The 6412-nt window shown below is 37.0% G+C and carries 5 protein-coding genes; 3 read left to right on the top strand and 2 right to left on the bottom strand.

What is annotated here, in order from left to right; translation table 11 throughout:
- Window positions 1-130: 130 nt before the first annotated feature.
- Window positions 131-583 carry a L,D-transpeptidase family protein gene (locus AC4GME_RS16360; RefSeq protein WP_490379787.1) on the bottom strand — a complete coding sequence of 151 codons (453 nt, stop codon included), beginning with the start codon at window positions 581-583 and terminating at the stop codon, window positions 131-133.
- A gap of 738 nt (window positions 584-1321) precedes the next feature.
- On the opposite strand from AC4GME_RS16360, the gene AC4GME_RS16365 reads away from it, so the two are divergent.
- Together AC4GME_RS16365 and AC4GME_RS16370 are read left to right on the top strand one after the other, a co-directional pair.
- Window positions 1322-2425: a trypsin-like peptidase domain-containing protein gene (locus AC4GME_RS16365; RefSeq protein WP_490379788.1), complete on the top strand. Its 1104-nt coding sequence runs from the start codon at window positions 1322-1324 to the stop codon at window positions 2423-2425.
- A gap of 519 nt (window positions 2426-2944) precedes the next feature.
- A complete protein-coding gene (locus tag AC4GME_RS16370; RefSeq protein WP_490379789.1) occupies window positions 2945-4504 on the top strand; it encodes a hypothetical protein in 1560 nt (519 codons plus the stop codon).
- 419 nt (window positions 4505-4923) lie between these two features.
- Here AC4GME_RS16370 and queC read toward each other — a convergent pair whose 3' ends face one another.
- Window positions 4924-5586 carry a 7-cyano-7-deazaguanine synthase QueC gene (queC, locus tag AC4GME_RS16375; RefSeq protein WP_490378695.1) on the bottom strand — a complete coding sequence of 221 codons (663 nt, stop codon included), beginning with the start codon at window positions 5584-5586 and terminating at the stop codon, window positions 4924-4926.
- A gap of 81 nt (window positions 5587-5667) precedes the next feature.
- Here queC and queE point away from each other — a divergent pair, with 81 nt between their 5' ends.
- On the top strand, window positions 5668-6345 hold the full coding sequence (queE, locus tag AC4GME_RS16380) for a 7-carboxy-7-deazaguanine synthase QueE (protein WP_490378696.1): 678 nt from the start codon (window positions 5668-5670) through the stop codon (window positions 6343-6345).
- The last annotated feature ends 67 nt before the right edge of the window (window positions 6346-6412 follow it).

A 6412-nucleotide genomic window follows, 5' to 3' on the forward strand; every position in this document is an offset into this window, starting at 1 on the left:
TGCTTGCATTTACATCTACCGATAGAGGATTAACGCAGTTAATCGCTCGAAAGGCTCTCATGCAGTGCCTTATTCTGGCCTCCGAGCAGAGTCCTGATAAAGCACCTTGAGGCATCATGGGGATACACTTCTACCACTCTATATGGATTGCAGTACCAACGTTAACTAACTCAATAAATTCATCCATTTCAGGGTTGGTAAGTGCAATGCAGCCATTGGTCCAATTGTACTGCTGTATAATTGAAGACAACCTACTCACCTTATTTCGTTGACCGTGAACCATAATGAAACCTCCTGCCGACACTCCTTTTGATGCTGCATTGGCAAGATCAGATCTATTCGGATAAGAAATATGCATTGCTCTGTAAAAGGATGAATCCTCCTTTTTATAGTCCAGGGTATAAGTCCCTTCAGGCGTTTTTTTATCACCCTCTTGTTGTTTATGTCCCTTTGGGTTTTCTCCAAAAGCGACATGATACTCTTTAATAACTTTGCCCCTATCTAGCAAATACATTCTATTTTCAGATTTAGTTACTTTTACAAGGTCAACTCCGGATAGTGCAGGCAAAGAGATAAAAAGCAAAATTAGGCTCGTATAATGTATATTTAACAAGGTAAGAAAGATCCAAACAAAATAAAACAGTAATTTTTTAAAATAGCCAATATTGATAGGGACGATAAGTAATAACGCCCAGATGCAGCTATTCGGTTTTAGGCTTTGTGGTAAAACCGATTGCCAAGCTACAATCTACAATCAAAAAAATCAAGTAAGCAACTCCCAATTCTGGAGATCCTAATATTTTGTTTAGAACAAATAGATAACACCATCCGCTTTTTTTAGTCTGCCAATTTGGTTTCTCACAGGCTATCGCTTGAAGCTAATGATTGATCATTTATCGTTGCTGTTTTCGCCTTAAAGGCGAGTAATGATGAGTAAACGAAACGAAGTTTCGCAGTACGAAGAAGATATACTTCTCAACAGCAAGAAAAACAGGGCATGCAGATCTTAGCCAGTTTGTGACACTATGTTGTCGCATAAGTTACCGTGCCGTGTACAGCAGAGCCTGTCCCGCTCATAAACCTGAACTGGCGTTCAATTCACTCCATGATTCTATCTGCTTTGGTTGGGGGTATTTGTAAAAAGAGGCGTGGGCTTAGCCCACAATAAAAAAGGTTTGGCTGTCCCCGAATTTGGTCCCCGAATTTGCCATTGAAATAGTAATTATTATTTGTTGATTTTGTTGGCTTATAACGGGTAATAATATTTCATATTGGTTAGAATCCTAGAAAAATTAATATACTTCTTTAATCGTTAATGAATTTGAGAATAATTAAAATGTCCCAACGTATTGTATCAACCTTAATAATGCTTGTTTCTCTATATATTGTAAGCAGTCATGCCGAGGTATATCGCTACAAAGATGAGGAAGGAAAATGGCATTTTACAAACGTGATTCCCAGCGAAGATAAAAATGCAGTGCTGCTTGACGTTGATAATGCAGAAACAAAATTTGAATCAACCAATAAGAAAACAGGTAAAGATCTGCAGGCCTATTTGACCGATTTAATTCAGCCGAATAATGATATCGAAAAAGCGACCCTTTCAGTGGTAAAAATAGAAACCCCCACAGGATCAGGCTCTGGATTTTTTGTTAGTGAGCAGGGACACATTATTACTAACAAACATGTTGTGCGTATTACTGCAACCAAGTATTGGAAGTCAGAGCAACAAAAAATTGAGACGGGTGAGCTGAAAATAGAAGAAGCGAGAGAATATTTACAGCAAAAAAAATTAGAGATGCAAAAGTATGAAAAAGATCTAGCTGATTACAAAAAACGTATTGTTATCGCGGCCGAGGATGACAAAGCGGCTATGCAGAATACCTATAATTATTATTTAAAACGTTACAATAATCAGAAAAAAGAACAGAAAAAAATTACAGCTGACTATATAAAAGCCAAAGACGCATTTTCAAAACAAAAAAGGAAAATTAGGCAGTCTAGAATCACCAATACATTTAAGGTTATTCTCAAAGATAATACTGAATTTCAGGCTAACCTAGTTAAGCTAAGCCCTGAGTTTGATTTAGCTTTACTACAATTGACCGGGATCTACAAAACCCCATTTCTTAAAAATACAAACCATTTCACTCAAGGGATGGACGTTTATGCAATTGGTAGCCCACTGGGTTTTAAAGATTATGTCTCCAAGGGAATTATAATGGGCCAAGAAAGAGGGAATATTGTTACTGATACTCAGATACTTCCAGGTAATAGTGGCGGCCCATTAATTACTCAAGATGGAGAAGTGGTTGGTATTAATACTGCTGTTTATCGCGCTGGCGAAACGATTGGTTCTGAAGTATTTGGTTATGCCATCCCAACTTCAATTGTTGAAAAAGAATTTGCTAGTGAGTTGTATTAAATCCAACTAACGCACCACCTCAGCACGGCCATTCCTAGCTGCTTTGGTTTATTTGTTAAATTTGTAAAAAGGGGCGTGGGCTTTAGCCCACAACAAAAAAGGTTTGGCTGTTCTCTAATTCTACAATGAGCAGGCTTGCGCTTGAAGCGAATGTTTTAACTTTCTTTGTTGGAGTTTCGCCTTGTCGGCGAGTTACTTTTTTCTCAACAGCAAGAAAAAAGTAACCAAAAAAGTGCCGTTCCGAACGTTTTTTATTCTTGTCTGCTCAATAACTTTTTAACGCACCGGCTTGGACAGCACATCCCTGTGCTGAGCCAAGCCTAATGAAATCATCCATGATTTCCTTTGCTAAAGTCATTTCCCAGCCAAGAAAAACGTAAACGGAAATTTTCGTAGCCGTGTTGGTTTGATTTTACAGAACAAGAGCTATCCGTTAGATAACGAGCTATAAAGCGAATAAGATAAAGAATTTAAATGATTGATAAATACATGTTATAAAGTCGAAATGGGTTAAAACAAATGAATAAAGATAAATTTCAAATCATCAAGCAGTATATTGGCATTAACCTCCTAAATTACATTTTAAATACAAATGAAAAGATTAATGATGAGACTGATTTTGATAAGTATTCATTTGTAGAAATACAGTTATCTGTATTAAGGGATTTGTCGCAAACGATACAAGACAATCGTATTCAGTTTGTCTTGGATAATGGCAGAGGTTCGGATGGGACTAGCCTAGAATACTTCCTAACAAGAAGTAAAGTTGGTGAAATCAGCTTGTTTAACTATTACAGAACACTTTGTGGCGGGGCGTGTCCGGAAAGTAAGTCAGATGATCAAGTCTTAAATTTTCTTGCTGCACTTTGTATTCGAGAATTTCCAACCCTTTTACTTAAATTAATGGGATCCACACATCCTAGTGGTTATGGATTGCATTTTGGTGGCGATGATTATAAAAAATTTAGTTCATTAATAAAGAAAGATGAATTAGATGCATTAACAAACCATGAAACAGGCTTAGATTACGCCTTTGTTTTTACTACTCAAGATGGAATATCAGTCAATATTCAAGTTGAAATGGCTTGTGGAGTTATTATCAGTCGCTCTTTTCAAAATGCATGTAATAAAATGAAATACTCTTTAAAGGATGTATTAGAAGAAATTAAGCATAATTTATATCTACTAAGGGCATTAGCGAAAGATCAAGAAATAGAATATTCCAGTTTTGTTGGAATAAAGGGCTTAGCACTAAAAGGCTTTGATTCAATTGATTTTGGCAAGGCTTATCTTAGACAGATAAATGATATTTTAAATCCGAGTTATCATACTTCGAAAACAGCAATGATACATTCAAGTGAAGATGAAAAATATCTAAGTGGAAATGTATTAGAGATTAAACATTCAACCAAAATGTCCCTGCAAACAAGCTGTTTTAATGGAGTAAAAAATAGCATTATTTTTGATCAACAAAATAAGATAATAGATAGCTTAAAGTTTTCAGTGGTGTTTTCACTGCTAGAAGATAAGGGAATTAGTACTTCACTTTTTGAAAATGGATTTCCATTAATTGCCGCAGGAAATTATTCATATAGTGAGTGTCAGCCACAAAAATATCTAACCATTCAACCTGATGATTTAGGTGATATTCAAGATTGGTTTAGACATCTGACAAAAACAGATTTAACCCCTATAAATGTTCCCTTAACAAGATTGAACTATGCGATTTTCGAGAGAAAAAATCCTGAAGATGCAATTGTAGATGCGATAATTGCTTGGGAAGGTATGTTTAGCGGGGCTTCTGAAACTTCATTTAAAGTTACAGGGAGTATTGCAAAATACTTAAAAAATGCGGAGAAAAGAGAAGCCTTTATATCTAGGCTTAAGGATATTTATAGTTTTCGAAGTAACTTTGTTCACGGTAAAAAAAGTAAAAAGTTAAAGAAAGAAAATATTGATGATTTACGTAAAGAAGTTATTGAAATTGGACTTGATTGTATTAAGAAATTGTTAAAAGATGACGTACTGCTAAAACTGGATCCATCTGAAAGAGTTAAACAAGTTATGGTACTTAATTAACAATTAAATGGTTATTATTTATCTAAGCCAATTCGGCTGCGCATTCCCCGTCCATTTTTATTGAAATGAACGACTGCTTTAGCAAGAGAAAACATGGATGTTTTCTCTAATCTCAGTCAGTACAGGGATGTAATGTCTGAGATGGTGCGTTAAAAAGCTGTTGGGCATTTCAATATTAAAAAATGGCTCGGGCAGCCTTTCTTTTGGTTACTTTTCTTTGGCTGTGCAAAGAAAAGTAACACGCCGTCAAGGGCGAAACTCCAACAATGAAAATTACACCAACCGCTTCAAGCGCAAGCCAGCAAACAACCAAATCTTCTACGAAGTTTTTGTAACCAGTGATTAAGGCAGAAGCACAAACAAAAAAGCGATAACCATTTGCATGATTATCGCTTCTAAAATTTTGCCAAGATTAACAGTTAACCTTCGTAATCAAGCGGATCAGTCACACCATTTTCCGCAAACGCTTCCAGGCGTTCAACACATGAGCCACACTTGCCACAAGCTTTTTCACGGCCGTTATAACAGGTCCATGTTTTGCCGTAATCAAGGCCCATTGCTAAACCGTCTTTTAAAATGCCAATTTTATCGCTATTTAAATAAGGCGAGAAAATTTCAGTTTTCTCATAATTAGCTATTGCCGCCACATCATTCATCTTCTCAACAAACTCAGGACGACAATCCGGATAGATAGCATGATCGCCAGAATGCGCGCCGTAATAAACTTTTTCAGCTTTGATAGAAACGGCATAGCCAATCGCCAAAGAGAGTAAAATCATATTACGATTAGGCACCACAGTAGAGAGCATATTCTCTTCTTGATAATGGCCAAGCGCCACATCAATGCTGTTATCGGTTAATGATGAGCCACCAATTAACTGATTAATTGCTGAAATATCAATTACTTTATGGTTAACTCCCAACTCCTGACAAACGCTGCGCGCCACTTCTATCTCTTTGATATGACGTTGCCCATAATCAAATGTTAGTGCATACGGAGTTAAACCCTGTTGAATGGCTTTGTGTAAAACGGTGTAAGAGTCCATCCCTCCCGAATAAATAACAACGACTTTTTTGTTCATAATGCTTGTATTTCCTACTCTATTCACTTATAAATCGGCTCATATTAATGGTGACCAATATCAAGCGAGTATAATACGTCAATGCAGCAAAACTACAAAGTAAATGAACTGTTTCAAACCATCCAAGGCGAAGGTTTTTACACTGGCATGCCTGCAATTTTTGTACGTTTACAGGGGTGTGATGTTGGTTGTGCCTGGTGTGATACTAAAAACACTTGGGATATCGATCCCGACAAACAAGCTCCTTTGAGTGAGTTGTCTGATCATAGTGATCAGTCTAGTCAATGGGCAGACGTCAGCGCGCAAGGTATTATTGATGAAATAAAGCGTTTGCGTTATAGCGCTAATTTAGTGGTGATCACAGGTGGTGAACCCTGCATGGTGGATCTGCGTGAACTTACTACTCTTTTACATGAGTTTGGTTTTCAAACACAAGTTGAAACCAGTGGTACTTATCCAATCTTGGTGGATGATAATACCTGGGTGACACTTTCACCTAAAGTTAATATGCGCGGTGGAAAAGTGGTATTACAAACTGCACTTGAACGCGCTAATGAAATTAAACATCCGGTTGGCAGAGAAAAAGATATTGAGCAGTTAGATAAACTGCTGGCGCAATTGCCATCGACGCAGGATAAAACTATCTGTTTGCAGCCTATTTCACAAAAAGCCAATGCCACCGAACTATGTAGCCGAGTTTGTATTGAGCGAAACTGGCGTTTATCGGTACAGGTGCATAAGTATCTGGGCATTGACTGATTGTAACTACTCAGCTTATTGCCATTTCATCCGATTTTGTTGTCGAAAGTGCTCATTTATACTTATA

It is taken from the genome of Psychromonas sp. (assembly GCF_983033635.1).

What these genes read in the sequence shown, in the direction of transcription:
- AC4GME_RS16370 (WP_490379789.1), top strand. Translation starts at nt 2,945, where the DNA reads ATGAATAAAGATAAATTTCAAATCATCAAGCAGTATATTGGCATTAAC.
- queC (WP_490378695.1), bottom strand. Translation starts at nt 5,586, where the DNA reads ATGAACAAAAAAGTCGTTGTTATTTATTCGGGAGGGATGGACTCTTAC.
- queE (WP_490378696.1), top strand. Translation starts at nt 5,668, where the DNA reads ATGCAGCAAAACTACAAAGTAAATGAACTGTTTCAAACCATCCAAGGC.